Source organism: Paracoccus sp. R86501, assembly GCF_042466435.1.
Lineage (GTDB): Bacteria > Pseudomonadota > Alphaproteobacteria > Rhodobacterales > Rhodobacteraceae > Paracoccus.
In genome coordinates this window covers 434,001-457,125 of sequence record NZ_JAXHPZ010000001.1, presented here as the reverse complement: position 1 = coordinate 457,125, position 23,125 = coordinate 434,001, and the positions used below count along the sequence as shown (strand labels likewise).

25 protein-coding genes are annotated in these 23,125 nt (G+C 64.4%); 10 read left to right on the top strand and 15 right to left on the bottom strand.

Annotated features, from left to right (window positions below; all coding sequences use genetic code 11):
- Nucleotides 1-90: 90 nt before the first annotated feature.
- Nucleotides 91-1,623, top strand: a complete 1,533-nt coding sequence (locus SJY40_RS02325; protein ID WP_378942273.1) for an ATP-dependent RecD-like DNA helicase — start codon at nt 91-93, stop codon at nt 1,621-1,623.
- Here the strand turns inward: SJY40_RS02325 and SJY40_RS02320 are convergent, their stop codons facing one another.
- Together SJY40_RS02320 and SJY40_RS02315 are read right to left on the bottom strand one after the other, a co-directional pair.
- Nucleotides 1,624-2,400, bottom strand: a complete 777-nt coding sequence (locus tag SJY40_RS02320; protein WP_378942271.1) for an EcsC family protein — start codon at nt 2,398-2,400, stop codon at nt 1,624-1,626.
- Nucleotides 2,360-2,956 carry a GNAT family N-acetyltransferase gene (locus SJY40_RS02315; RefSeq protein WP_378942268.1) on the bottom strand — a complete coding sequence of 199 codons (597 nt, stop codon included), beginning with the start codon at nt 2,954-2,956 and terminating at the stop codon, nt 2,360-2,362. Before SJY40_RS02315 ends, SJY40_RS02320 begins: the two co-directional genes overlap by 41 nt.
- A 111-nt stretch (nt 2,957-3,067) precedes the next feature.
- On the opposite strand from SJY40_RS02315, the gene SJY40_RS02310 reads away from it, so the two are divergent.
- Both SJY40_RS02310 and SJY40_RS02305 read left to right on the top strand, forming a co-directional pair.
- A complete protein-coding gene (locus tag SJY40_RS02310) occupies nt 3,068-3,670 on the top strand; it encodes a flavin reductase family protein (protein ID WP_378942266.1) in 603 nt (200 codons plus the stop codon).
- Entirely contained in the window at nt 3,667-4,200 is a 534-nt protein-coding gene (locus SJY40_RS02305) for an adenine phosphoribosyltransferase (RefSeq protein WP_378942263.1), read from the top strand. Before SJY40_RS02310 ends, SJY40_RS02305 begins: the two co-directional genes overlap by 4 nt.
- Here the strand turns inward: SJY40_RS02305 and SJY40_RS02300 are convergent.
- The 10 genes from SJY40_RS02300 to coxB form a co-directional block, all read right to left on the bottom strand.
- On the bottom strand, nt 4,197-5,594 hold the full coding sequence (locus SJY40_RS02300) for an FAD-binding oxidoreductase (RefSeq protein ID WP_378942261.1): 1,398 nt from the start codon (nt 5,592-5,594) through the stop codon (nt 4,197-4,199). The two genes, SJY40_RS02305 and SJY40_RS02300, sit on opposite strands and share 4 nt — an antisense overlap.
- 12 nt (nt 5,595-5,606) lie before the next feature.
- Complete coding sequence (locus SJY40_RS02295) at nt 5,607-6,188, bottom strand: GNAT family N-acetyltransferase (protein WP_378948249.1); 582 nt, start codon at nt 6,186-6,188, stop codon at nt 5,607-5,609.
- On the bottom strand, nt 6,188-7,462 hold the full coding sequence (locus SJY40_RS02290) for a M16 family metallopeptidase (RefSeq protein WP_378942258.1): 1,275 nt from the start codon (nt 7,460-7,462) through the stop codon (nt 6,188-6,190). Before SJY40_RS02290 ends, SJY40_RS02295 begins: the two co-directional genes overlap by 1 nt.
- Entirely contained in the window at nt 7,459-8,835 is a 1,377-nt protein-coding gene (gene thrC, locus SJY40_RS02285) for a threonine synthase (protein WP_378942256.1), read from the bottom strand. Before thrC ends, SJY40_RS02290 begins: the two co-directional genes overlap by 4 nt.
- A gap of 10 nt (nt 8,836-8,845) precedes the next feature.
- Nucleotides 8,846-9,517, bottom strand: coding sequence for an SURF1 family protein (locus SJY40_RS02280; protein WP_378942253.1), 672 nt, complete (start codon nt 9,515-9,517; stop codon nt 8,846-8,848).
- 79 nt (nt 9,518-9,596) lie between these two features.
- A complete protein-coding gene (locus SJY40_RS02275) occupies nt 9,597-10,424 on the bottom strand; it encodes a cytochrome c oxidase subunit 3 (protein WP_378942251.1) in 828 nt (275 codons plus the stop codon).
- A gap of 32 nt (nt 10,425-10,456) precedes the next feature.
- Complete coding sequence (locus SJY40_RS02270) at nt 10,457-11,029, bottom strand: cytochrome c oxidase assembly protein (RefSeq protein ID WP_378942249.1); 573 nt, start codon at nt 11,027-11,029, stop codon at nt 10,457-10,459.
- A complete protein-coding gene (locus tag SJY40_RS02265) occupies nt 11,026-11,226 on the bottom strand; it encodes a hypothetical protein (RefSeq protein WP_378942247.1) in 201 nt (66 codons plus the stop codon). The genes SJY40_RS02270 and SJY40_RS02265 overlap by 4 nt, the downstream gene beginning before the upstream one ends.
- On the bottom strand, nt 11,226-12,143 hold the full coding sequence (gene cyoE, locus SJY40_RS02260) for a heme o synthase (RefSeq protein ID WP_378942244.1): 918 nt from the start codon (nt 12,141-12,143) through the stop codon (nt 11,226-11,228). Before cyoE ends, SJY40_RS02265 begins: the two co-directional genes overlap by 1 nt.
- A 70-nt stretch (nt 12,144-12,213) precedes the next feature.
- Nucleotides 12,214-13,101, bottom strand: coding sequence for a cytochrome c oxidase subunit II (coxB, locus tag SJY40_RS02255; protein WP_378942242.1), 888 nt, complete (start codon nt 13,099-13,101; stop codon nt 12,214-12,216).
- 228 nt (nt 13,102-13,329) lie between these two features.
- Here coxB and tldD point away from each other — a divergent pair, with 228 nt between their 5' ends.
- The 6 genes from tldD (at nt 13,330) to SJY40_RS02225 (ending at nt 20,906) form a co-directional block, all read left to right on the top strand.
- Entirely contained in the window at nt 13,330-14,754 is a 1,425-nt protein-coding gene (gene tldD, locus SJY40_RS02250) for a metalloprotease TldD (protein WP_378942239.1), read from the top strand.
- A gap of 63 nt (nt 14,755-14,817) precedes the next feature.
- On the top strand, nt 14,818-15,945 hold the full coding sequence (gene dprA / locus SJY40_RS02245) for a DNA-processing protein DprA (protein WP_378942236.1): 1,128 nt from the start codon (nt 14,818-14,820) through the stop codon (nt 15,943-15,945).
- Nucleotides 15,946-16,027: 82 nt separating this feature from the next.
- Nucleotides 16,028-18,763, top strand: coding sequence for a type I DNA topoisomerase (topA, locus tag SJY40_RS02240; RefSeq protein ID WP_378942234.1), 2,736 nt, complete (start codon nt 16,028-16,030; stop codon nt 18,761-18,763).
- Nucleotides 18,764-18,897: 134 nt separating this feature from the next.
- Nucleotides 18,898-19,602 (top strand): CoA transferase subunit A, encoded by a 705-nt coding sequence (locus tag SJY40_RS02235; RefSeq protein WP_378942232.1) that lies wholly within the window; start codon nt 18,898-18,900, stop codon nt 19,600-19,602.
- Complete coding sequence (locus SJY40_RS02230; RefSeq protein WP_378942230.1) at nt 19,602-20,243, top strand: CoA transferase subunit B; 642 nt, start codon at nt 19,602-19,604, stop codon at nt 20,241-20,243. Before SJY40_RS02235 ends, SJY40_RS02230 begins: the two co-directional genes overlap by 1 nt.
- 66 nt (nt 20,244-20,309) lie before the next feature.
- On the top strand, nt 20,310-20,906 hold the full coding sequence (locus tag SJY40_RS02225) for a hypothetical protein (protein WP_378942227.1): 597 nt from the start codon (nt 20,310-20,312) through the stop codon (nt 20,904-20,906).
- Here SJY40_RS02225 and folD read toward each other — a convergent pair.
- From folD to SJY40_RS02210, 3 genes are read right to left on the bottom strand one after another with little or no spacing between them, the layout of a single operon-like run.
- Nucleotides 20,903-21,778: a bifunctional methylenetetrahydrofolate dehydrogenase/methenyltetrahydrofolate cyclohydrolase FolD gene (folD, locus tag SJY40_RS02220; RefSeq protein WP_378942225.1), complete on the bottom strand. Its 876-nt coding sequence runs from the start codon at nt 21,776-21,778 to the stop codon at nt 20,903-20,905. The genes SJY40_RS02225 and folD overlap by 4 nt on opposite strands.
- Entirely contained in the window at nt 21,775-22,077 is a 303-nt protein-coding gene (locus SJY40_RS02215; RefSeq protein WP_378942223.1) for a chorismate mutase, read from the bottom strand. The genes folD and SJY40_RS02215 overlap by 4 nt, the downstream gene beginning before the upstream one ends.
- A 49-nt stretch (nt 22,078-22,126) precedes the next feature.
- Complete coding sequence (locus tag SJY40_RS02210; protein ID WP_378942221.1) at nt 22,127-22,573, bottom strand: MarR family winged helix-turn-helix transcriptional regulator; 447 nt, start codon at nt 22,571-22,573, stop codon at nt 22,127-22,129.
- 97 nt (nt 22,574-22,670) lie between these two features.
- Between SJY40_RS02210 and SJY40_RS02205 the strand changes: the two genes are divergently transcribed.
- Nucleotides 22,671-23,099, top strand: a complete 429-nt coding sequence (locus tag SJY40_RS02205; protein ID WP_378942219.1) for an organic hydroperoxide resistance protein — start codon at nt 22,671-22,673, stop codon at nt 23,097-23,099.
- The last annotated feature ends 26 nt before the right edge of the window (nt 23,100-23,125 follow it).

Below are 23,125 nucleotides of genomic sequence, written 5' to 3'. Positions count from 1 at the left end.
TGTCCTTTCTGGTGGTCCAAGACACGCAAGGACGCCATGAAAAGTTGCGGGCCACTTTGCCTTTGGCGCAAGGCAGGCTAAGTGGAGGCCATGAACATCCCCGCACCCGCCCCAACTCTTTCGCCCGATCAGGCCGACGCATGGGATGCGCTGGCCGAGACCTTCGGCGCGGCCGGCATCGACATCATCGCAGAAGAGATCCACCCCCCGCAATCGGGCAAAGGTCGGGTCATGGCGGTGATCGGCAAGGCGGGCTCCGGCAAGACGCTGATGCTGTCGCAGATCACCAAGGCGCTGCTGGAATCGGGGGTCGAACTGATCAGCCCCGATTACGAAGGCCGCCGCCGCAAGGACCGGCGCAGCGTCGCAATCCTGGCGCCGACCAACAAGGCCGCCTTCGTCCTGCGGATGCGCGGGGTTCCGGCAACGACCATCCACCGGATTCTGTACACGCCGGTCTATGACCCGGAATACGAAAAGATCGCGGAATGGCTGACCGGCACCGGCGATCGTCCGGTGATCGAAGGGCTGTCCGACACCGCGCTGGACAAGGCCAAAGCGTTTTACGACATCCACACATCCATCCCCGGTGCGCTGGCGACCGCGGGTCTGCGCGGGTCGGATTTCATCCGCGGCTGGAAACGACGCGAGGATGGTCTGGATGTCGGGCTGATCGACGAAGCCTCGATGCTGGACGAAAAGCAGTTCGAGGACCTGCGCGAGATTTTTCCTACGCTGATCCTGTTCGGTGATCCCGCCCAGTTGGCACCGGTCGGGCAATCCGGCGAAATGGTCTTCGACAAGCTGGCCGCGCCGCAGCGCCTGTATTTGAACCGTATCCACCGGCAGGCGGACGACAGCCCCATCCTGGATCTGGCCCATGCGCTGGCCGACGATCAGCTGAACTTCGAGGATTTCGAAAGCATGATCCGCGCCGCCGCCCGCAAGGACGACCGCGTGGTCTGGGCCGAACGGGTGGAAAGCGACCTGATGGCGCGCAGCCCCGTACTGGTCTGGCGTAATGCCACCCGTATCCGGCTGATCCACGCCTTCCGCACTGCCTTTGGTGCGCCGGGCGATGCGCTGTTGCCAGGCGAGCCGCTGATCTGCGACGGGCTGGAGCTGCCGCTGAAGCACCGCAAAAAGCGCATCGACCTGGAGGCGCGCGGCCTGATCAAGGGCGCGCAGGTCGTCTATTTGGGGCCGGGCCGCAAGCCGGGGTTTTCACGCCTGCATGTCATCGGCGCCGAGGACCCGCGCCTGTCCGCCGCCTCCATCGTCAAGATCGAGATGCCGGATCAGGAAGAGCCCTTCATCCCCTTCGCTGCGCGCATGGGTGCTGCCTTCCTGCATGGTGCTGCCGTCACGGTCCACAAGGCGCAGGGCAGCCAATGGCCGCAGGTGCAGGTCTTTGGCCCCGACATCAGCGCCGCCGCCTGGTCGAACCGGACCGAGGCCGGCGTGCCCTTGTGGAAGCGTCTGACCTATGTGGCGATCACGCGGGCGCAGGAACGGCTGTACTGGGTGACCAAGGCGCGGCTGGCCCGCCCCGAAGGCCCCCTGTTAACCGACGATCTGCTGGCCAAGGCCGCGCCCCTGTCGCTGGATACGCAGGAGGACTGATCAGCGGGTCTGACGCGCGTCGATGGACAGGCGCAGGGCCTCGGTCAGGGCTTCGGGCGGCAGGTCGGTTTCCTTGGCCAACCGCATCAACCCGAAATGCACGCGGGCCAGTTCCTGGTAATAGCGCGCGAAGATGAAGTTGATCGACGCCCCGGCAACCGCGCCGAAGACGGGGGCCGCCTGCGCCGCCATTTTCTGCCCCAGGGATACCGACAGCCGCGGGGCCACCTTGCTGACAAGGCTTTGCACCGTCTGCCCGCTGACCGACAGCCGGGCCGCCAACAGACCCAGGTCCGTCTGGTCGTCGGTCGTCATCGGGCCCGCGGCCGCAAAGATGCGCAGGCATTCCAGGCGCACCTCCTCGCTGTCGGGGTCCAAGCCATGTTCGGCAGCAATGTCCAGCATCGCCCGCAGCAGCAGGGTCACAGTGAACGGCAGTTCGACCAAGGCACCGGCGAAACCGGCCGCGCCACCCGCCGCGCCGCTGGCGGTGGACAGCATCCGGTTGAACAGATCGCCCCGGTCGCGCAGCACGCGCCGGCTGCCCGAGGCGGCAGAGAAGGCCCGTGTCAGCGCCGCCCGCGTGGCCCCGTCCAGCCGGTTGCGCACAAAGGACGGCAGGCGCTGGATCAGCCCCTCGGCGCCATTGCCAAGACGCGCCATCATCTGCATCGCCAACCCCTGGGCCTTCACGTATCGCAGCGCCAGACGGTCGATCTGGGCGTGAACCGAGGGGTCAGCGATCGGCGGAAGAACCTGAGGCGTTTGCGGCGTCATCACTGTCTTCTTTCGGGTGTTCGACCACGACACAATCGTCATAGCCGGAAACGGGCGGCGGTGCGGGCTGGTCTGCAGGCTCGCGTTCGACATCGCCCGTGACCCCAACCCAAGCCCCCGGCCTAAGTTCCAGCCCCAGGACGCGGTCGGGGTTGGTGGGCGGCGGCATCAGCACGTCGTCCAACCGCTGAAAGCCGAAGCGCGAATAATAGGGCGCATCCCCCACCAGCAGCACGCGATCGAACCCCATCCGCGTCGCGCGCGTCAGGCTGTCGCGCATCAGCAGGCCCCCCAGGCCTTCGCCCTGCGCGGTCGGGTGGACGGCGATGGGGCCAAGCAACAGCACCGACTGGCCCGCCACACGCACCGGCCAGAAGCGAATCGCCGCCGTCAGGATGCCGTCGCTGCGCAGCGACAGGCACAGATCGGCCACGCGCGGCACCCCGTCGCGCAGGCGATAGGAGGACAACGCCGTACGGCCCGGCGCGAAACACAGATCATAGAGGGCTTCGACCTCGGGCAGATCGGCCGGGGTTTCGGGGCAGATCTCGTACATCGCGCCTCCTGCTGCATTTGCGGCCCTTTAGCACGGCTGTTTGTCGGGCGGAACATTGCGAACCGGGAAAAGCGGTGTCAGGTTGGGCGCGCAAACCCATAGGAGGCCGACATGTTCTATCGCCCCGAAGCCGGACACGGCCTTCCCCATAATCCTTTCAACGCGATCATCGCGCCGCGGCCCATCGGCTGGATCTCGACCCGCGGATCGCAGGGGGACAATCTTGCGCCCTATTCCTTCTTCAATGCCGTGGCATACACGCCGCCGCAGGTAATGTTCGCCTCGACCGGGGCCAAGCCCGACCGCAAGGGCACCAAGGACAGCGTCGCCCAGATTATCGAGACGGGCGTCTTCTGCGTCAACATCGCCACCGGCGATCTGCGCGATGCGGTGAACGCCAGTTCCGCCCCCCTGCCCGCCGGCACCAGCGAATTCGACGCCGCTGGCATCGAATCGGCCGATTGCACCACCATCGATTGCCTGCGCGTGGCCCATGCGGCCGCCAATCTGGAATGCCGGATGACGCAGATCGTGCCGCTTGCGGGCGACCACAACTTCGCGGTCTTCGGCGTCGTCACCGGTGTGCACATGCGCGACGATTGCGTGGTCGAGGGTCGTTTCGATCCCCGCGCCGCAGGGGGATGGATTGCGCGCCTTGGCTATAAGGATTACGCGGCGGTGCAAGATCTTTTCGAAATGGACCGCCCTGCATGAACCGCACCGTCAAGGACTATGTCCGCTCCATCCACGACTTCCCGCATGAAGGCATCATCTTCCGCGATGTGACCACGCTTTTCGCCGACGCACGCGGCTTTCGCATGGCGGTCGATCAGCTGCTGCACGCCTATGCCGGCACGCGCATCGACAAGGTCGTCGGGCTCGAGGCGCGCGGCTTCATCCTTGGCGGCGCGGTGGCGCATCAGCTGTCCACGGGCTTCGTGCCGATCCGCAAGAAGGGCAAACTGCCCGGCGCGGTCATCTCGGAAGCCTATCAACTGGAATACGGCGAGGCGATCATGGAGATCCATGACGACGCGCTGAAGCCCGGTGAGAAGGTGCTGATCGTCAACGACCTGCTGGCCACCGGCGGCACCGCCGAAGCCGCCATCAAGCTGTGCCGCCGCCTTGGCGCCGAGGTCGTGGGCTGCGCCTTCGTCATCGACCTGCCGGAACTGGGCGGTCGCGCCCTGCTGGAAAAGCTGGAAATGCCCGTCCATGCCCTCTGCGAGTTCGAGGGCGCCTAAGCCAGCACAGCGCCGGGGTTCATGATGCCTGCCGGGTCCAGCGCCGCCTTGATGCTGCGCATGACCTGCAGGCGGACCGGATCGCCCCAATGCGCCAGATCGGCGGCCTTCAGGCGGCCCACCCCGTGTTCGGCTGAAAACGACCCGCCGCGTTCCACGACCATCTGGTGGATGCGGCGGGACATCTCTTTCCTGACATCGTCGTATTCACCACGCTGGCGACCTTCGGCGGGGAACAGGTTGTAATGCAGGTTCCCGTCGCCCAGATGCCCGAAGCAGTTGATGCGCATATCGCCTTCGGCAGCGATCATGGCGCTGGCATCGGTGATGAAATGCGTGATTTCGGTCAAGGGCAGGCTGATGTCATGGCTGGCGATCGCGCCGATATGGCGGTTGCCAAGCGGGATATGTTCCCGCAGCGCCCACAGATCGGCGGCCTGCTGACCGGACTGCGCGATCACGCCGTCGCTGACCAGCCCCGCCTCGGATGCGGCGATGAACAGGTTCTCCAGCGCAGCATCGGCTGACAGGCCGGCGGGCAGGCCGACCTCGATCAGCACCAGCCAGTCGGGGCGCGTGTCGAAGGGCTGACGCATGTCCGGGAAGGCCGCATCCAGAAAGCGCAGCCCCTGCCCCGAGATCAGCTCGAACGCCGTGACGCCGCCCGCCATGCGCGCCTGTGCCAAGGACAGCAGCGACAGCGCGGCGGCGGGGCTGTCCACGACCATCATCGCGACACCCGTTTCGGCGGGTTTCGGTGCCAGCGCCAGCGATGCAGCGGTGATGATGCCAAGCGTCCCCTCGGCCCCGATCAGCAGGTCACGGATGTCATAGCCGGTGTTGTCCTTTCGCAACCGCTTGAGGTCGCGAAGGATGCTGCCATCGGGCATCACGGCCTCGACCCCCAGACACAGGGCGCGGGCATTGCCGTATCGCAGCACGTTGACGCCGCCCGCATTGGTGGACAGCACGCCGCCGATCTGGGCGCTGCCTTGGGATGCCAGCGACAACGGGAACTGACGCCCGACCGCATCCGCCGCATCCCGCGCCGCCTGCAAGGTCGCGCCGGATTCGGCGATCATCACGCCCTCTTCGGCAAAAACGTCGCGGATGGCGTTCATGCGTTCCATCGACAGGATCAGCGGCGCGGGGCCGTCCGACATGATCTGACCGCCGACCAGCCCCGTCCCGCCACCGCGCGGGACGACCGGCACGCGGGCATCGGCGCAGGCACGGATGATGGCGGCGGTTTCATCGACGGTATGAGGGGCGGCGATCAGACCCGCCTGCCCGTGAAAACGTCCGCGTGGTTCTTCGGTGTAATGGGGCGCCGGATCGCGCAGTACGCCTTGGGGCAGTCGGGCGGCAAGGGCCTTGTCGGCGGCGTTCAGCATAGTGGTCCCCCCTCAGCGGATATCGGTCTTGCCGCGCCGATCGCTGCGCAGATTGGCGAACAGCACATGGTTGCGCCAGCGCCCGTTGATCTGCAGATAGCTTTGCGCGACGCCTTCATATTTGAAACCGGATTTCTCCAGCACCCCGCGCGATGCAGCGTTTTCCGGCAGGCAGGCGGCCTCGATCCGCGACAGGTCCAGATCGGTGAAGGCGTGGTGGACCAGAATGCCGATCGCCTCGCGCATATAGCCGTTGCGGGCGTAGGGCTGGCCGATCCAGTAGCCGATGGTCGCGGATTGGGCAGGGCCACGGCGGATGTTGTCCATGGTGATTGCGCCCAGCAGAACGCCGTCACGGCGCACCAGAAACAGCGGAAAGGCCGTGCCCGCCTTGCTGGCACGCGCGGCCCAATAGACGCGGTTGGTAAAGCTTTTCCGCGACAGGTGATCGGGCGACCAGACGGGTTCCCACGGCACCAGAAAATCGCGGCTTTCCGATCTCAGCGCCGTCCAGGCGCCGAAATCGGAATGTGTGGGCAGACGCAGCACGATCCGTTCGGCCTCCAGCCGAAATGGACGGCGGCGTCCCAGCATCATGCGGCCAGCCGGGCGGCCAGCGCCTCGCGCGATGGCGCGGAGGCCACGGGGCCGTAAAGCGCCAATGCCGGACGGGCGCGGGTCAGCAGCGCCTCGGCATGGGCACGCACATCGGCGGCCGTGACCGAGGCGATCTTTTCCGCAACCTCTGCCGGATCGGGCACGCGGCCCCAGATGGCCAAGGTCCGCGCCATACGTTCGGCCTGCGCCGAGGGGCTTTCCAGACCCATCAGCAAGCCCGCGCGCAATTGCGCCTTGGCGCGGGCGATCTCGGCTTCGGACATGTCCTCGGCGGCGCGCTTGATCTCGTCGATGGTCAGGTTGGTCAGATCGGCCAGATCCTCGCCGCCGGTTCCGGCATAGATGGTCAGCATGCCGGTATCGTCATGGAAGCCCGATTGCGCAAAGATCGTATAGCACAGGCCCCGTTCTTCGCGGATCTTCTGGAACAGCCGCGACGACATCCCCCCGCCAAGCGCCGAGGAAAAAATCTGCGCCGCATAGAAATCGGGCGCCATATAGCCCGGCCCTTCCAGTGCCAGCGCGAAATGCGCCTGTTCCAGCTGCTTGACCTGACGGGTTTCGCGGCCCTGCCAGGTGGCAGCCTCACGCGGGGCCTGCTGGATGGGCTTCATATGGCCCAAGACTTTTTCGGCCAGACGCACGATCCGGTCGTGATCGACCGCCCCGGCGGCTGCAACGACCATCTGGCCGGGGCCATAGTTCTCGGACACGAAGCCCGCCAGATCGGCGCGGCCAAAGCTGCCGACACGTTCGGCGGGGCCCAGAATGGTTCGGCCCATCGCCTGATCGGGATAGGCGGCCTCTTGCAGCCAGTCGAAGATGATGTCGTCGGGCGTGTCCATGGACTGCCCGATTTCCTGCAGGATGACGCCACGCTCGACCTCGATCTCGCGCTGGTCGAAGGCGGGGTTCAAGACGATGTCGCTGATCACGTCGAAGGCCAAATCGACGTCATCCTCCAGCACGCGGACGTAATAGGCCGTCGCATCGCGCGAGGTATAGGCGTTGATGTAACCGCCCACATCCTCGATCGCCTCGGCGATCTGCAGGGCGCTGCGCTTGGCCGTGCCCTTGAAGGCCATATGCTCAAGGAAATGCGCGATGCCGTTCTGGTCGGCACGTTCATTCCGGCCACCGGCGCTGACCCAGATGCCAAGCGCTGCCGAATGCAGGCCGGGCATCTGGCGCGTCACGATGGACAGGCCGTTGGGAAGGGTCGTCAGTCTGGGGGTGGGGTCTTGGGTCAATTGGTTCTCCGCTCGAGGATCAGCGATTTAAGCGCCTCGACGTCATTTTCAACCCGGGTCACACGCTCGGGCAGGTCGAACAGGTCGGCCATATGCGGCGGCAGGCCCGGACGCACCCCGATGGCACGTTCGACGGCATCGGGGAATTTTGCGGGGTGGGCGGTGGCCAGCGTTACCATCGGGACACCGGCTTCCAGATGGCGGTTGGCGACGGCGACACCGACGGCGCTGTGCGGGCACAGAATTTCGCCGGTGGCTTCACGCATGCTGCGGATGGTATCCAAGGTCTCGCCTTCGGACACACGGCCGGACAGATATTGGTCGCGCAGAGACTGCAGCGCGCCTTGGCTGATGGTAAAGCCACCGGCCTTCAGTTCATCCATCAGCTGGCTGACCGCACCTGCATCGCCGCCATAGGCCAGATAGAGCGCACGTTCGAAGTTCGAGCTGACCTGAATATCCATCGACGGGCTGATCGAGGGCTCGACCTCGCCCACGCGATATTCGCCCATGCTCAGCGCGCGGTGCAGGATGTCGTTCTGGTTGGTGGCCACGATCAGGCGGCGGATGGGCAGGCCCATCGACCGCGCGATGCTGCCCGCAAAGATGTCGCCGAAATTGCCGGTCGGCACGCAGAAATCGGTCGGGCGCATGCCAAGGCTGGCCGTGGCGGTGAAGTAATAGACGATCTGCGCCACGACGCGCGCCCAGTTGATGCTGTTCACACCGGCCAGCCCGACATCGTCGCGGAAAGCATGGTCGTTGAACAGATCCTTCAGCCGCGCCTGACAGTCATCGAAATGCCCCGTCAGCGCCAGCGCATGGATGTTTTCAGCGGTAGGCGTCGTCATCTGGCGACGCTGCACTTCGCTGACGCGGCCATGGGGATACATGATGAAGACGTTGACATTCTCGATGCCCCGGAAGGCCTCGATCGCGGCGCTGCCGGTATCGCCCGAGGTCGCGCCGACGATGGTGATCTTCTGGCCCGACCGCTTCAGTGCAATCCGGAACAGCTGCGCGATCAGCTGCATCGCGAAGTCCTTGAAGGCCAGCGTCGGGCCGTGGAACAGCTCCAGCAGGTGATGGCCGGGGGCCAGCTGCACCAAGGGCGCGCGGGCATCATGGCTGATGCGCGCATAGGCGCGGTCGATGGCGCCGCGCAATTCATCCTCGGAGAAGCTGCCTGCGGTGAAGGGGCGAACCACGCGGAACGCGACCTCTTCATAGGACAGCCCGTCCAGTTCCGCCAAACCGTCAAAGGTCGGAATGGTTTCCGGCAGATACAATCCCCCGTCACGGGCCAAACCCGACAGCATGGCCTGTTCAAAGTTCAGAACCGGGGCCTGACCCCGCGTCGAGACGTAACGCATCGGAAATCCTTCAATAGCTGCGCTGTCTGATACGCCAGATCAGCGCCAGTGTCATCACCGCCCATGTTGCCGCAATCATGAACCATTGGACGGCATAGGACAGGTGGTTGTTGGGAATACCCTCGATCGTGACGGGCATCGGAATGACGTCCTGCGCCTGCCCCTGAACGAAGCTGGCGACGACAAGAACGGGTTCGGTGTCCAGATGTTCGGCCATGGCATCGACATCACGCGCGAACCAGATATTTTCGTCTAGATTGGGCGCGGGGGTCGAATTGCCGGTATCGGCGGGCCAGTGCAGGTTGCCGGTCACCTTCAGGCGGGTCGGACCGCGGTCCAGATGGCGCGCCTGCTGCGGGATGAACCCACGGTCCAGCAGGATCGCACGCCCGTCATCGGTCACGAAACGCGACACGACCTGATAGCCCGCACCTTCGTCCCGCATCTGCGACAGCACGTCAATTTCCTGACCCGTGGTCGTCCCCGTCACTGTCACCGGCAGGTATTTCATCGACGGATCGACCTGATCGGGCAGCGGCACGGGATCGGCCTGAATGCCATCGGTGATCTGGTCCAGCATGCCCTGCTTCCATGCCATGCGATCCAGCTGCCACAGACCCAGCTGGATCAGGATGGTGCAGCCGACGATGCCAAGGATCAGGGGGAACAGATAGCGGCGCATGGATACGCTCCGGTTGGCAGGGCAACGAAAAACGCGCGGAGGAGGTCCCCCGCGCGTTCTGGATGTCAGGGTCTTGGGATCAGCTGCCCCAGATATAGATCACGGCGAACAGCACCAGCCAGATCACGTTGACGAAGTGCCAGTACCAGGCAGCGGCCTCGAAACCCAGATGCTGGTTCTGGGTCATCTGCCCGCGCATCATGCGGATCAGGCAGACGAACAGAAAAATCGTGCCGATGATGACATGCAGACCGTGGAAGCCCGTGGCGATGTAGAAGGCCGAGGCGTAAGAGGTGTCGGCCAGACCGAAGGCGGCGTGGCTGTATTCATAGGCCTGCAATGCGGTGAAGACCAAGCCCAGACCGACGGCGACGATCAGGCCGTTGATGGTGGTCTTGCGGTCGCCTTCGTGGACCAGCGCATGGTGCGCCCAGGTCACGGCAACGCCCGACAGCAGCAGGATCAGCGTGTTGATGAACGGCAGATGCCAGGGATCGAAGGTCTCGATGCCCGCCGGCGGCCAGACGCCATCGGTGATCGGGCTGTTTTCGCCCATCGGATACAGCGCGTTCTTGATGAAGTTCCAGAACAGCGTGACGAACAGCATCGCCTCGGACATGACGAACAGCAGGAAGCCGTACTGCAGGCCGATGCGGACGACGGGGGTGTGATCGCCCGCCTCGCTTTCACGGACCATGTCCGCCCACCAGCCAAAGCTGACATAGCAGGTACCGATGAAGCCGATCGCGAACATCCAGGGTCCGGTGATCTCGGCGCCCGCGATGGTGACCTGACCGGTCATCCATGCAACCGCACCGAACAGCATGACGAAAACCGCCACCGCTGCCATGAAGGGCCAGACCGAGGCCGGAAGAATGTGGTAGTCGTGGTTCTTAGCATGCGCCATGTCGGATCCCCGTCGGCTCCCTCGAGTTCGTCTTAGTTGATGTTTTCGGCAGGTGCCGTGTCAAGCGCCGCGGACCGCGGCTCAGTCAGGTGGAACGTATAGGACAATGTGATGTCGCGCACATAGTCCGCATCCGGGTCGTCCACCAATTCAGGGTTGACATAGAAGCTGACCGGCATTTCCACCCGTTCGCCCGGCTGCAGCGTCTGTTCGGTGAAACAGAAGCACTGCACCTTGATGAAGTAATATCCCGCCACATCCGGCGCGACGTTATAGCTGGCCGTCCCCGTCAGGGGCTGGTCGGTGTCGTTCACCGCCTCGTAGAAGGCCAGACCATTTTCGCCGATCTTCAGATCCATGCGGGTCTGCATGGGTTTGAAGGTCCAGCCCAGATCGCTGTCGGTATTGGCGTCGAAGCGTACGCGGACGGTTTCGTCCAGCACGTCCTCCGACGCCGTTTCAGCGACCTGCGTCGTGCCGCCAAAGCCCGTGACCTGACAGAACCAGCTGTAAAAGGGCACTGCCGCCCAGGCCAGAGCACCCATCGTCAGCACGACGCTGACAAGGATCGCGGCGGTGCGGCCTTCGGGGCTGAGGCGTTTCATTGCGCGTCTCCCTCGGCGTCCAGCGGGGTCAGCGACACGCGCGGCTGGTGGTCATAGCCTTCGATCAACCCGCCTTGGCGGACCTTGACGACCGTCAGCCCGAAAACCAGCGCGACGAAGCACAGCAACACCAGGCCAAGCCCGATGTTGCGCGACCGGCGCCGTTCGTGAATTTCATGTTCCGCCTGGATCGGCATTACCAGCCTCCCATCCAGCCCTGCACCAGCAGCGCCAGGAAATGAACGAAAAGATAGACCAGCGACAGCTTGAAGACCCGCTTTTCGACGACATAGCTGTCGGCGATCGCCTGTTCTTCGCTGCGCTTCAGGATCTTCCAGCCGCCATGGATGAACATCGCATTCAGCACCACGGCTACGGCCATGTACAGCGGGCCACCGATGGACGTCAGCCCCAACCAGATCGCGAAGGGCGCCAGCACCAGCGTATAGGCAAAGATATGGCGGCGTGCGGAACGGCGACCATGCGTCACGGTCAGCATCGGCACTCCGGCGTTGTGGTAATCTTCCTTCATGAACAGCGCCAGCGCCCAGAAATGGGGCGGCGTCCAGAAGAAGACCAGCGCGAACATCAGCAGGGATTCGATGCTGATCCCGCCGGTGGCACAGGCCCAACCGATCATCGGGGGGAATGCACCCGCCGCGCCACCGATGACGATGTTCTGCGGCGTCCAGCGCTTCAGCCAGACAGTATAGACAACGGCATAGAAGAAGATGGTGAAAGCCAGGAAGCCGGCCGCGAACCAGTTCGCCACCAGACCCAGCATCATCACGGAAATCACCGACAGCACGATGCCGACGCCCAAGGCCTCACCGGGTTCGACCCGGCCCGAGGGGATCGGGCGGCTTTGCGTGCGCGTCATGATGGCGTCGATATCGCGGTCGTACCACATGTTTAGCGCACCCGATGCACCACCGCCAAGCGCGATGAACAGGACGGCGCAGAAGCCGATGAAGGGATGCACAGGACCCGGCGCGACCCACAGGCCGACAAAGGCCGTGAACACGACAAGCGACATCACACGCGGCTTCAGCAGTGCGACGTAATCGCCGAACTGCGCCTCGGGGGTGTGCTCATATGCGTTGATATCGGCCATTGTGCCTGCAATCGGTTCGGAAATATCGGACCGGGCCGGCATCATGCCGGCCCGGTCGGGATCGTCTTGATCAGTTCGCGTCGGCAACCTTGACCGCATCTTCGGTCACGACCGCCGCGGTCTGAGCCTCTTCCTCGGGGGTGCCACCCTGCTCGGTGACCCATGCCGCATAGACCTCGGGGCTGACGGCCTTGACCACGATGGGCATATAGGCGTGGTTGATGCCGCAAAGTTCGCTGCACTGACCGAAATAGGTGCCTTCCTGTTCGACGTTGAACCAGGCCTGCGCGATGCGGCCGGGAACGGCGTCCTGCTTCACGGCAAAGGCCGGAATGGTCCAGGAATGGATCACGTCACCCGAAGTGACCTGCAGAAGCACGTTCTTGCCGGTCGGAATGACGACGGCCGTGTCGGTGGCCAGCAGATATTCGTCTTCGCTGTATCCGGCTTCGGCCAGATCCTGCTTTTCCAACAGCAGCGAATCGAAGGCGACGCCATTGTCGGGGTATTCATAGGACCAGTACCACTGGTGACCCGTGACCTTGACCACGACATCGGGATCGGCGGGCATTTCCTGGCTGCGGAACAGGATCGGCAGCGAGAACGCACCGATGGCCACCAAGATCAGCACCGGAACCAGCGTCCATGCGACCTCGAGCGGGGTGTTGTGGGTGAACTTTGCCGGCACCGGGTTGGCCCGCGAATTGAAGCGCAGGATCACGTAAAGCAGCAGCGCGCAGACGACCAGCGTCACCACGGCGATGATGATCAGCACGAAATGGTCCAGCCACTGCTGGTCACGTGCCAGTTCCGTCGAGGCCGGCTGGAAGCCCATGCCCCCTGCCACCGGTTTGCCGATCGTAGGCAGATCTTCGATTGCAGTCTGTGCCAGCGCAGTTCCGGCCAACATGCCCGCAGATGCGAACCCCATGCCTGCCGCGACTGCACGGCGAATCATCGCTTTTGCCATCATTCCATCCCGTTGCGTTGGCCCGGCCACAATGGCCGCAAGGGCTGCCGTCAGGCTGCCCCTTTTCCTTTCACAGTGACCGTTCTATGACCATATCTAGCCCAATCGGGCAAGACATGACTACAGCATTTCCGGCCAAGAAGGGAACGCGACCCGCTGCCGCGCCCCGGCTTTGCCCCCTCCACGCCCCTGCCCCGCCCCCGCAAGGAGACCTGCATGAGCCGCCAGCCCTTCGACCCCTTCGCCGCCCAGCTTGACCAAGACAGCGCCTTGTCGATCCTGCAACAGGCCGTGCATGGCGCCGACGACGGCGAGCTGTTCCTTGAGCGCAGCCAGTCCGAAACGCTGGTCTTCGACGATGGCCGCCTGCGCAATTCCAGCTTCATGGCGGGCCAGGGTTTCGGCCTGCGCGCCGTGCGCGGAGAGGTGTCAGGATACGCCCACAGCAGCGAGATCACTGTGCCATCCTTGCAACGCGCAGCGGAAACCGCACGGCTGGCCGTCGGAAACGGTGGCGGCGTGATGGCGGCGGCACCGGCGATGGCACCGGTGAACCTCTATCCGGCGATCGATCCGGCGCAGGACATCTCGATCGCGCGCCGCATCGACCTGCTGCGCCAGATCGATGCCTATGCCCGCCAGCTGGACCCGCGCGTGGTGCAGGTCACGGCCTCCATGGGCAGCAGCATCCAAGAGGTCGCCATCCTGCGCCCGGAAGGCGGTCTGGCCACCGACATCCGCCCGATGACGCGACTGAATGTCGCAGTCATCGTGGAAAACAACGACCGGCGCGAAAGCGGCAATGCCGGCGGCGGCGGGCGCTACGCGCTGGACGCCCTGATGGAGCCCGCGCATTGGCAGGGACTGGTCGATGAGGCCCTGCGCATCGCCTTGGTGAACCTGCGGTCCGTCCCCGCCCCTGCCGGCGTCATGGATGTCGTTCTGGGGCCGGGTTGGCCGGGCATCCTGCTGCACGAAGCGGTCGGTCACGGGTTGGAAGGCGACTTCAACCGCAAGAAGGCATCAGCCTTTGCCGGTCTTCTGGGTCAGCGCGTGGCATCGCCCGGCGTGACGGTCGTCGATGACGGCACCATCCCTGACCGCCGCGGCAGCATAAACATCGACGACGAAGGCACGCCCCCCGCCCGCAATGTGCTGATCGATGACGGCATCCTTGTAGGTTACATGCAGGACCGCCAGAACGCCCGCCTGATGGGTGTCGAACCCACCGGCAACGGGCGACGCGAAAGCTATGCCCATGTGCCTATGCCGCGGATGACCAACACCTATATGCCCGGCGGCGATGCCGACCCGGCGGCAATCCTGGCCGATCTGAAGGATGGCATCTATGCCGTCGGCTTCGGGGGCGGTCAGGTGGACATCACCAACGGCAAATTCGTCTTTTCCTGCACCGAGGCCTATCGTGTGAAGAACGGTGTCGTGGGCGATCCGATTCGCGGCGCGACCCTGATCGGCGACGGCGCGACCGCGCTGCAGCAGATCCGCGGCATCGGCAACGACATGGCGCTGGACCCCGGCATCGGCAATTGCGGCAAGCAGGGCCAATGGGTGCCGGTAGGCGTGGGCCAGCCGACGCTGATGATTGGCGGACTGACGGTTGGTGGCTCGGCTGCAGGGTGACCTGCTAACGGCCTGTTAACCATTGCCGCGTTAATCCTGTCCGGACACCGGGCAGGAGGCAAGATGAACAGCAGCGTGACCATCGGCGCCGACGACGATCTGTCGGTCCTGCGGCTGATCCGGTCCCGCCGGGTCGGCCCCGCCACCTTCCACCGGCTGATCGCGGAACATGGATCGGCCCGCGCAGCGTTGGCTGCCCTGCCCGATATCGCCGCGCAATCGGGTGTCAGCGGCTATCAGATCTGCCCCGAAGGCGTCGCCGCTGCCGAGTTGGCCGCAGGACAGCGGGCGGGCGCCCAGCTGATCCGCAGCAATTCGCCGCTTTACCCGCCCTTGCTGCGCGACATCGACAGCGCGCCTGCCGTCCTGTGGGTGCGCGGCGATGCGCGGCTGCTGTCGGCGGCGGTGGTGGCGGTGATCGGGGCGCGGAACGCATCGTCCCTTGGGTTGCGGATGGCACGGGGAATGGCGGCGGGTCTTGGGGAACAGGGGTTGGTCGTGGCTGCGGGGCTGGCGCGCGGCATCGATGCCACCGCCCATGCGGCCAGCCTTGCCACCGGCACCATAGCCGTCATGGCAGGCGGCATCGACGTGATCTATCCGGCAGAAAACGCCCAGCTGGCCGCCCAGATCGCCGAGGCCGGGGTCCTGGTCTCGGAACAGCCGCCGGGCACGGAACCGACCGCCCGCCACTTTCCGACGCGCAACCGTATCGTGTCGGGCCTGTCGCGCGCGGTCGTCGTGATCGAGGCGGCGCAACGATCCGGCACGCTGATCACCGCCAAAAACGCGCTGGATCAGGGACGCGAGGTCATGGCCGTTCCGGGGCACCCGATGGACGCCCGCGCCTCGGGCTGCAACGCGCTGATCCGCGACGGTGCCACGCTGGTGCGCAACGCCGCCGATGTGGCCGAGGCGTTGGAACAAGCCCCTCAGCGCGAATTCGTGACTTTGACCGCCCCGCCCCCCGTCAGACAGGTCGCCCCGCCGCCCGCGCTTGCCGCACCGCTCCCCGCCGAACTGCCACTGGAGGATCGCATCCTGATGCAGCTGACGCCGTCACCCACTGACGAAAACGACCTGATCCGCGATCTTGGGGCTGCGGCCTCGGGCGTCAGTGCGGCGCTGTTGTCGCTGGAACTTCAGGGGCGCATCACGCGTCTGGCCGGAGGGCGTCTGGCGCTGGCCTGAACCCATCCATCGCGCGGCACCCGTTGACAGCAGGTCGGCGTGGACCCATGTTGCCGCCCCATTGCAGCTGTCCGAGGTTCCCATGCCCGTTGTCGTCGTAGAATCCCCGGCCAAGGCCAAGACCATCGAGAAATATCTGGGCGGCGACTATCGCGTCCTTGCCAGTTTCGGCCATGTCCGCGATCTACCCCCCAAGGACGGCAGCGTCGATACCGACAATGATTTCGACATGAAATGGGAGGTCGCCTCCGACAGCAAAAAGCACCTGAAAGCCATCAAGGATGCGCTGAAGGAAGATCCCAACCTGATCCTTGCCACCGACCCCGATCGCGAGGGCGAGGCGATCAGCTGGCACCTGCTGGAAGCGCTGCAGACATCGCTGAAGAAGACCAGCCATGTCAGCCGCGTCACCTTCAACGCCATCACCAAGACCGCCGTGACCGAGGCGATGGCCAAGCCGCGCCAGATCGACCAGCCGCTGGTCGATGCCTATCTGGCCCGCCGTGCGCTGGATTATCTGGTCGGCTTCAAGCTGTCCCCCGTCCTGTGGCGCAAGCTGCCCGGTGCCAAATCGGCTGGTCGCGTGCAATCGGTCTGCCTGCGCCTGATCGTCGATCGGGAAATGGAGATCGAGGCCTTCAAGGCCCGCGAATACTGGTCCGTTCATGCCCGGCTGGCCACACCCGGCGGTGACGAATACGACGCGACGCTGACCACGCTGGCAGGCTCCAAGCTGGACCGCTTTGATCTGGCGACCGCTGAACAGGCCGCCATGGCCGTCAGCGCCGTGACCAGCCGCGACCTGAAGGTCAGCAGTGTGGCCGCCAAGCCCGCCAGCCGGAACCCTTGGCCGCCCTTCATGACCTCGACCCTGCAGCAGGAAGCCAGCCGCAAAATGGGCATGGGCGCCAAGGCCTGCATGTCGGCGGCGCAGCGTTTGTATGAAGCCGGTCTGATCACCTATATGCGGACCGACGGCATCGACATGGCCCCCGAGGCGGTGATGGCCGCCCGTGATGCGATCAAGGCCAAGTTCGGCGAAAACTACCTGCCGAAAAGCCCGCGCATGTACAAGAACAAGGCCAAGAACGCGCAGGAAGCCCACGAATGTATCCGTCCGACCGACATGATGATGTCGCCGGAAAAGGCGCGTCTGACGGCGGATGACCAACGCAAGCTCTATGACCTGATCTGGAAGCGCACCATCGCCAGCCAGATGGAAGCCGCCCGGATGGAGCGCACGACCGTCGAGATCGCCAGCCCCGACGGGCAGGTCGGGCTGCGTGCGAATGGCCAGGTGATGCTGTTCGACGGCTTCCTGCGCGTTTACGATCAGGGCCGCGACGATGACGACAGCGAAGACAGCGCCCGCCTGCCCGCGATCACCGAAGGCGAGGCCGCGACCTTGGTGGCCAGCGGCTTCGACGCCGAATTCGCGAAGGCCAAGGAAAAAACCGACCCGCTGCCCGAGGCCCCGAAGGGTCAGCGCGCGGCACCCGGCCTGCTGATGAACGAGGCCGCCTCGACCGCATCGCGCCAGCATTTCACCCAACCGCCACCGCGCTTTACCGAAGCTACGCTGGTCAAGCGGATGGAGGAGCTGGGCATCGGGCGCCCCTCGACCTATGCCAGCATCGTTACGACCATTCAGGACCGCGACTATGTCCGCAAGGACAAGAACCGGCTGATTCCTGAAGACAAGGGCCGCTTGGTCACCACCTTCTTGATCAAGTACTTCCCCCGCTATGTCAGCCATGACTTTACCGCCAATCTGGAAAACGAACTGGATGAGATCAGCGCGGGCGACCGCCTGTGGCGCGAGGTTCTGGGCCGCTTCTGGAAAGATTTTTCAAAAGCGCTGGAAGGCACCAGCGAACTGCGCATCACCGAAGTGCTGGACGCCATCGACGAAGCGCTGGCCCCGCATCTGTACCCGCCGCGCGCGGATGGCGGTGATCCGCGTGTCTGCCCGCTGTGCAACGAAGGTCGCCTGAACCTCAAAACCGCGCGGTCGGGTGGAGCTTTCATCGGCTGCACGAATTACCCCGAATGCCGCTATACCCGCCCGCTTTCGGCCCCGGACGGCGAAGAACCCGTCGGTGACCGCGATCTGGGTGAGGATGCGGGCGACAAGATCAGCCTCAAGACCGGCCGTTTCGGCCCCTACGTCCAGCGCGGCGAGGCCACCGAAGAGGTGCCGAAGCCACCCCGCGCGTCGATTCCCAAGGGGTGGGACGCGGCCAAGCTGGATCTGGATCAGGCGCTGCAACTGCTGGCCCTGCCCCGTCCGGTCGGCCCGCACCCCGAAGACGGCGTGATGATCGAGGCCGGAATCGGTCGCTTTGGCCCCTTCGTCAAGCATGGGTCGAAATACGCCAACCTGTCCGACGTCGATGAAGTCTTTACCGTTGGCATGAACCGCGCCGTCGAGGTTCTGGCTGCAAAACAGACACGCGGTCGTGGTACGGCGGCGGCTCCGTTGAAGGAATTGGGCGATCACCCCGATGGCGGCGCGATCCAGGTGATGAACGGACGCTATGGTCCTTACGTCAAATGGGAAAAGATCAACGCCACCCTGCCCCGTGATGTCGAACCGGCGGATCTGACCGTTGAACAGGCGCTGGAACTGATCGCGGCCAAGGCGGCCAAATCGCCGAAGAAAGCCGCCAAGAAACCGGCGGCAAAGAAGCCCGCGGCCAAAAAACCCGCAGCCAAGAAGACCGCAGCCAAGTCCACGACGGCGAAAAATCCTGCCACCAAAAAGACGGCGACCAAGAAGGCAGCGGCCAAGCCCGACGATACCCCGCCTGAGGCCTGATCAGCCCCCCACAACTCCGCCATCAGCGCCGTCGCATTCCCATGCGGCGGCGCTGTCGCATTGCGGCGCAATTGACACTTGCAGGGGCACGCGCGACAAACCGGACCAGATCACCAAACTTGGGGGGAGGGCTGATGAAGAAGGTTTACGGGACGGCGTCCGAGGCGCTTGAGGGTGTCTTGCATGACGGGATGTTCATCGCGGCGGGGGGCTTCGGGCTCTGCGGCATTCCGGAACTGCTGATCGATGCGATCCGCGATGCGGGAACGAAGGATCTGACCATCGCCAGCAACAACTGCGGCATCGACGACTTCGGGCTGGGGATCCTGTTGCAGACCCGCCAGATCCGCAAGATGATCAGCAGCTATGTCGGCGAGAACGCCGAATTCATGCGCCAGTATCTGTCGAAGGAGCTGGAACTGGAGTTCAACCCCCAAGGCACGCTGGCCGAACGCATGCGCGCGGGCGGCAGCGGCATCGCGGGCTTCTATACCAAGACCGGCGTCGGCACGATGATCGCCGAGGGCAAGGAGGTGAAAACCTTCGACGGTCAGGACTACATCCTGGAACGCGGCATCGTCGCCGACCTGTCAATCGTGAAGGCGTGGAAAGCCGACGACACCGGCAATCTGGTCTTCCGCAAGACGGCCCGCAACTTCAACCCGCCCGCCGCCATGTGTGGCAAGATCTGCGTGGCCGAGGTCGAGGAGATCGTCCCGCGCGGCAGCCTGGACCCCGACCAGATCCACCTGCCGGGCATTTATGTCCACCGCATCGTGCAGGGCAGCCACGAAAAGCGCATCGAGCAGCGCACCACCCGCAAGAAGGAGGACGCGTGATGACCGAGGCACCCAAGGGCTGGGACCGCAACCAGATGGCCGCCCGCGCGGCGCAGGAGCTGGAGGACGGCTGGTACGTCAACCTCGGCATCGGCATTCCGACGCTGGTGGCCAATTACGTGGGCGACAAGGACATCACCCTGCAGTCTGAAAACGGCATGCTGGGCATGGGCCCCTTCCCGTACGAGGGCGAAGAGGACCCCGATCTGATCAACGCCGGCAAGCAGACCATCACCGAACTGGACCGCACCAGCTATTTCGACAGCGCGACCAGCTTCGGCATGATCCGTGGCGGCAAGATCGCCGCCGCCATCCTTGGCGCGATGGAGGTTGCCGAAAACGGCGATCTGGCCAACTGGATGATCCCCGGCAAGCTGATCAAGGGCATGGGCGGAGCGATGGATCTGGTCGCGGGCGTGGGTCGCGTGATCGTGGTCATGGACCACACCAACAAGGCCGGCGACAGCAAGATCCTGCACGAATGCACACTGCCGCTGACCGGCAAGGGCGTCGTCAACCGGATCATCACCAACCTCGGCGTCTTGGACGTGGTCCCGGGTGGGTTGAAGATCGTCGAACTGGCCGATGGCGTCTCCGAAGACGACCTGCGCGCTGCAACACAGGCGACGATCGTCGCATGAATACGCCCTGCACCGGTTTCGACCGGTGCAGCCACCGACCCGGATCGCAAAGGACACGACCCCCGCATGCCTGCTGACACCCCCATGACTGCCGACCGGATCGAGACACTGTTCACGCAGGCCAACCAAGGGTTTCTCTGCGCGCGTTGGGGCCGCCCCGTCGCACCGGTGATCTTCGGTCTGGCGGATGAAACGCTGGACATCTTCCGTGGCGCGATCAAGGCGGGCTTCACCCATGCCGGCCATCCTGTCGTCGAAACCGACCCCGAGATGGGCGCCAACCTGATGGTTTTCTTCCTGCGCAACTGGGATGAGCTGTCGGACATCCCCGATCTGGCACATCTGACCGGCATCGACGACCTGCCGCAGCGACTGTCGGGCAGTCAGTTGACCCAGTACCGGCTGTTCCGGTATGATGACGGTGGCGCCATCCGGGCCTGCATGATCTTTCTGAACATGTCCGGCCCGCTGGCGGACGCCCATCCTGCCATGCTGGCCGAGCGTGTGATGATGCAATCGGCGCTGACCTTTGCCACGGATTTTACCGCAGATGTGCAAATGGCCGCGCTGATCCGCGCGGCCTATGATCCTGTGCTGCCGGTGGCGTCAGACCAGCCGACCCATGCGATGCGTCTGGCCGCGCGAATGGCCGCGCAGCCTTAGGGGGTCAGGCCCTCGGGGTCGGACAGACCGTTGGCGCGCGCAGTGGCGGTCAGGGTGTTCGCCAGCAGGCAGGCGATGGTCATGGGTCCCACGCCACCGGGCACGGGCGTCATGGCACCCGCCACCTTTTCCACTGACGCTTGATCGACATCGCCGACCAGGCCATCCTCGGTGCGGTTGATGCCGACGTCGATCACCGTCGCACCCGGTTTGATCCAATCGCCCTTGACGAAGCCCGCACGACCGACGGCCGCCACCACGATATCGGCTTGGCGGCACAGCCCCGGCAGATCGGCGGTCCGCGAATGCGCGATGGTCACCGTGGCGCTGTCGCGCAGCAGCAGCTGTGCCATCGGCTTGCCGACGATATTGCTGCGTCCGATGACCACGGCATTCTTGCCCGACAACGATCCAAGCTGGTCGCGCAGCATCATCAGGCAGCCAAGCGGCGTACAGGGCACCATCGCCTTCTGACCCGTCGCCAGACGCCCGACGTTCAGGATGTGGAAGCCGTCCACGTCCTTGTCGGGCGTAATGGCGTTGATGACCGCGGCCTCATCCATGTGATCGGGCAGCGGCAGCTGCACCAGGATGCCGTTCACCGCCGGATCGGCATTCAGCCGTTCCACCAGCGCCAGCAGATCGTCCTGCGGCGTATCGACCGGCAGCTTGTGTTCGAACGAGGCCATGCCGACCTCTTTCGTCATCCGACCCTTCGACCGGACATAGACTTGGCTTGCCGGATCTTCGCCCACCAGAACCACGGCCAGACCGGGCGTGATGCCCTGTTCGGCCATGCGGGCGACCTCGGCTGCGATGCGCGTGCGAAGGCTGGCGGCAAAGGCCTTACCGTCGATGATCTGGGCGGTCATGGGCGATCCTTGTGCAAGTGACGTTCTTCCTGCGCGATGGCGGCCTCGATCAGGTCGCGCCACAGCCGGTCATAGAGATCGGGGTCCAGCCCGTGCCGGAGGGCATGGGCGCGGATGTTGGCCACCACCTGCTCGACCCTTGCGGGGATGCGGGCGGGCCAGCCGTTGCCGGACTTGATGCGGGCCGCGCGGTCGATCAGCGCGTGGCGGCGGGCCAGCAGCGCCATCAATTCGCCATCCAGCGCATCGATTTCCAAGCGCAGGGCGGGCATATCCGGGATGTCATCGGTCGGTGTCATGATGGCGACCCATTGCACCCTTGCGCCGCGAATTGCAAGAGCCTGCGCCCTATTGCGGGTCCTGCGATGCGATCGAGCTGCGCAGCTTGCGGATCATCGCCTGCAACTGCAGCAGTTCCTCGACCGACATACCGGTTTCTTCTCTCACGCAGGACCGGATATGGGCCGCATGCGTTTGCAAGGCCCGTCCCTGATCGGTCAGCGTGACGATCACCCGCCGTTCGTCCTGCGGATCGCGATTGCGCGTGACCAGCCCTGCAGCCTCGATGCGTTTGATCAATGGCGTCAGCGTGCTGCTGTCCAGCCCCAGCCCCGCACCCAATTGGCCCACCGTTCGGTCATCCTGCCCCCAGAGGGACATCAGCACCAGATATTGCGAATAGGTCAGGCCCAGAGGTTCAAGCAACGGCTTGTAGATACGCCCAAAGGCCAAGTTGACGGCATAGACGTCAAAACAGAGCATGCGGTCCAGCGGCGTATCGTCGTTCTGTGTCATGTAGGTTCACTTAGTTTGCGCGCGATAGGATCGCAAGACTTGCTTTACCTGGTCCGGCAATATATAGCGCGCTATTGTTTATTGCGAAAGGTTAATCATGCTCACCAATGTTCTGTACAGCACCTCGGCAACTGCCACCGGTGGTGGTCGCGATGGCCATACCCAAGTTGATGATGGCAGCGCCGATTTCGACCTGACGGTCCCCAAAGAATTGGGTGGTGCTTCGGATCAGGGCATGAACCCTGAAAAGCTGTTCGCAATGGGATATTCTTCCTGCTTTATGGGCGCGTTGCACCATTTTGCAGCGTCGCAAAAGGTCAAGGTCCCGGCCTCGACCTCGGTCAAGGTTTCGGTCGGGATCGGCCCGCGCGAGGACAACGGTTTTGGGCTGGATGTCCAGATCATCGTGGCGATGCCGGGCATGGACCGCGCGCAAGCCGAAGCGCTGATCAAGGGCGCACATCACGTCTGCCCCTATTCCCACGCCACCAGCAATACTCTGGCCATCGAACCCGTTCTTGCCTGACGGCATGAAAAAGCCCCCCGATCCTG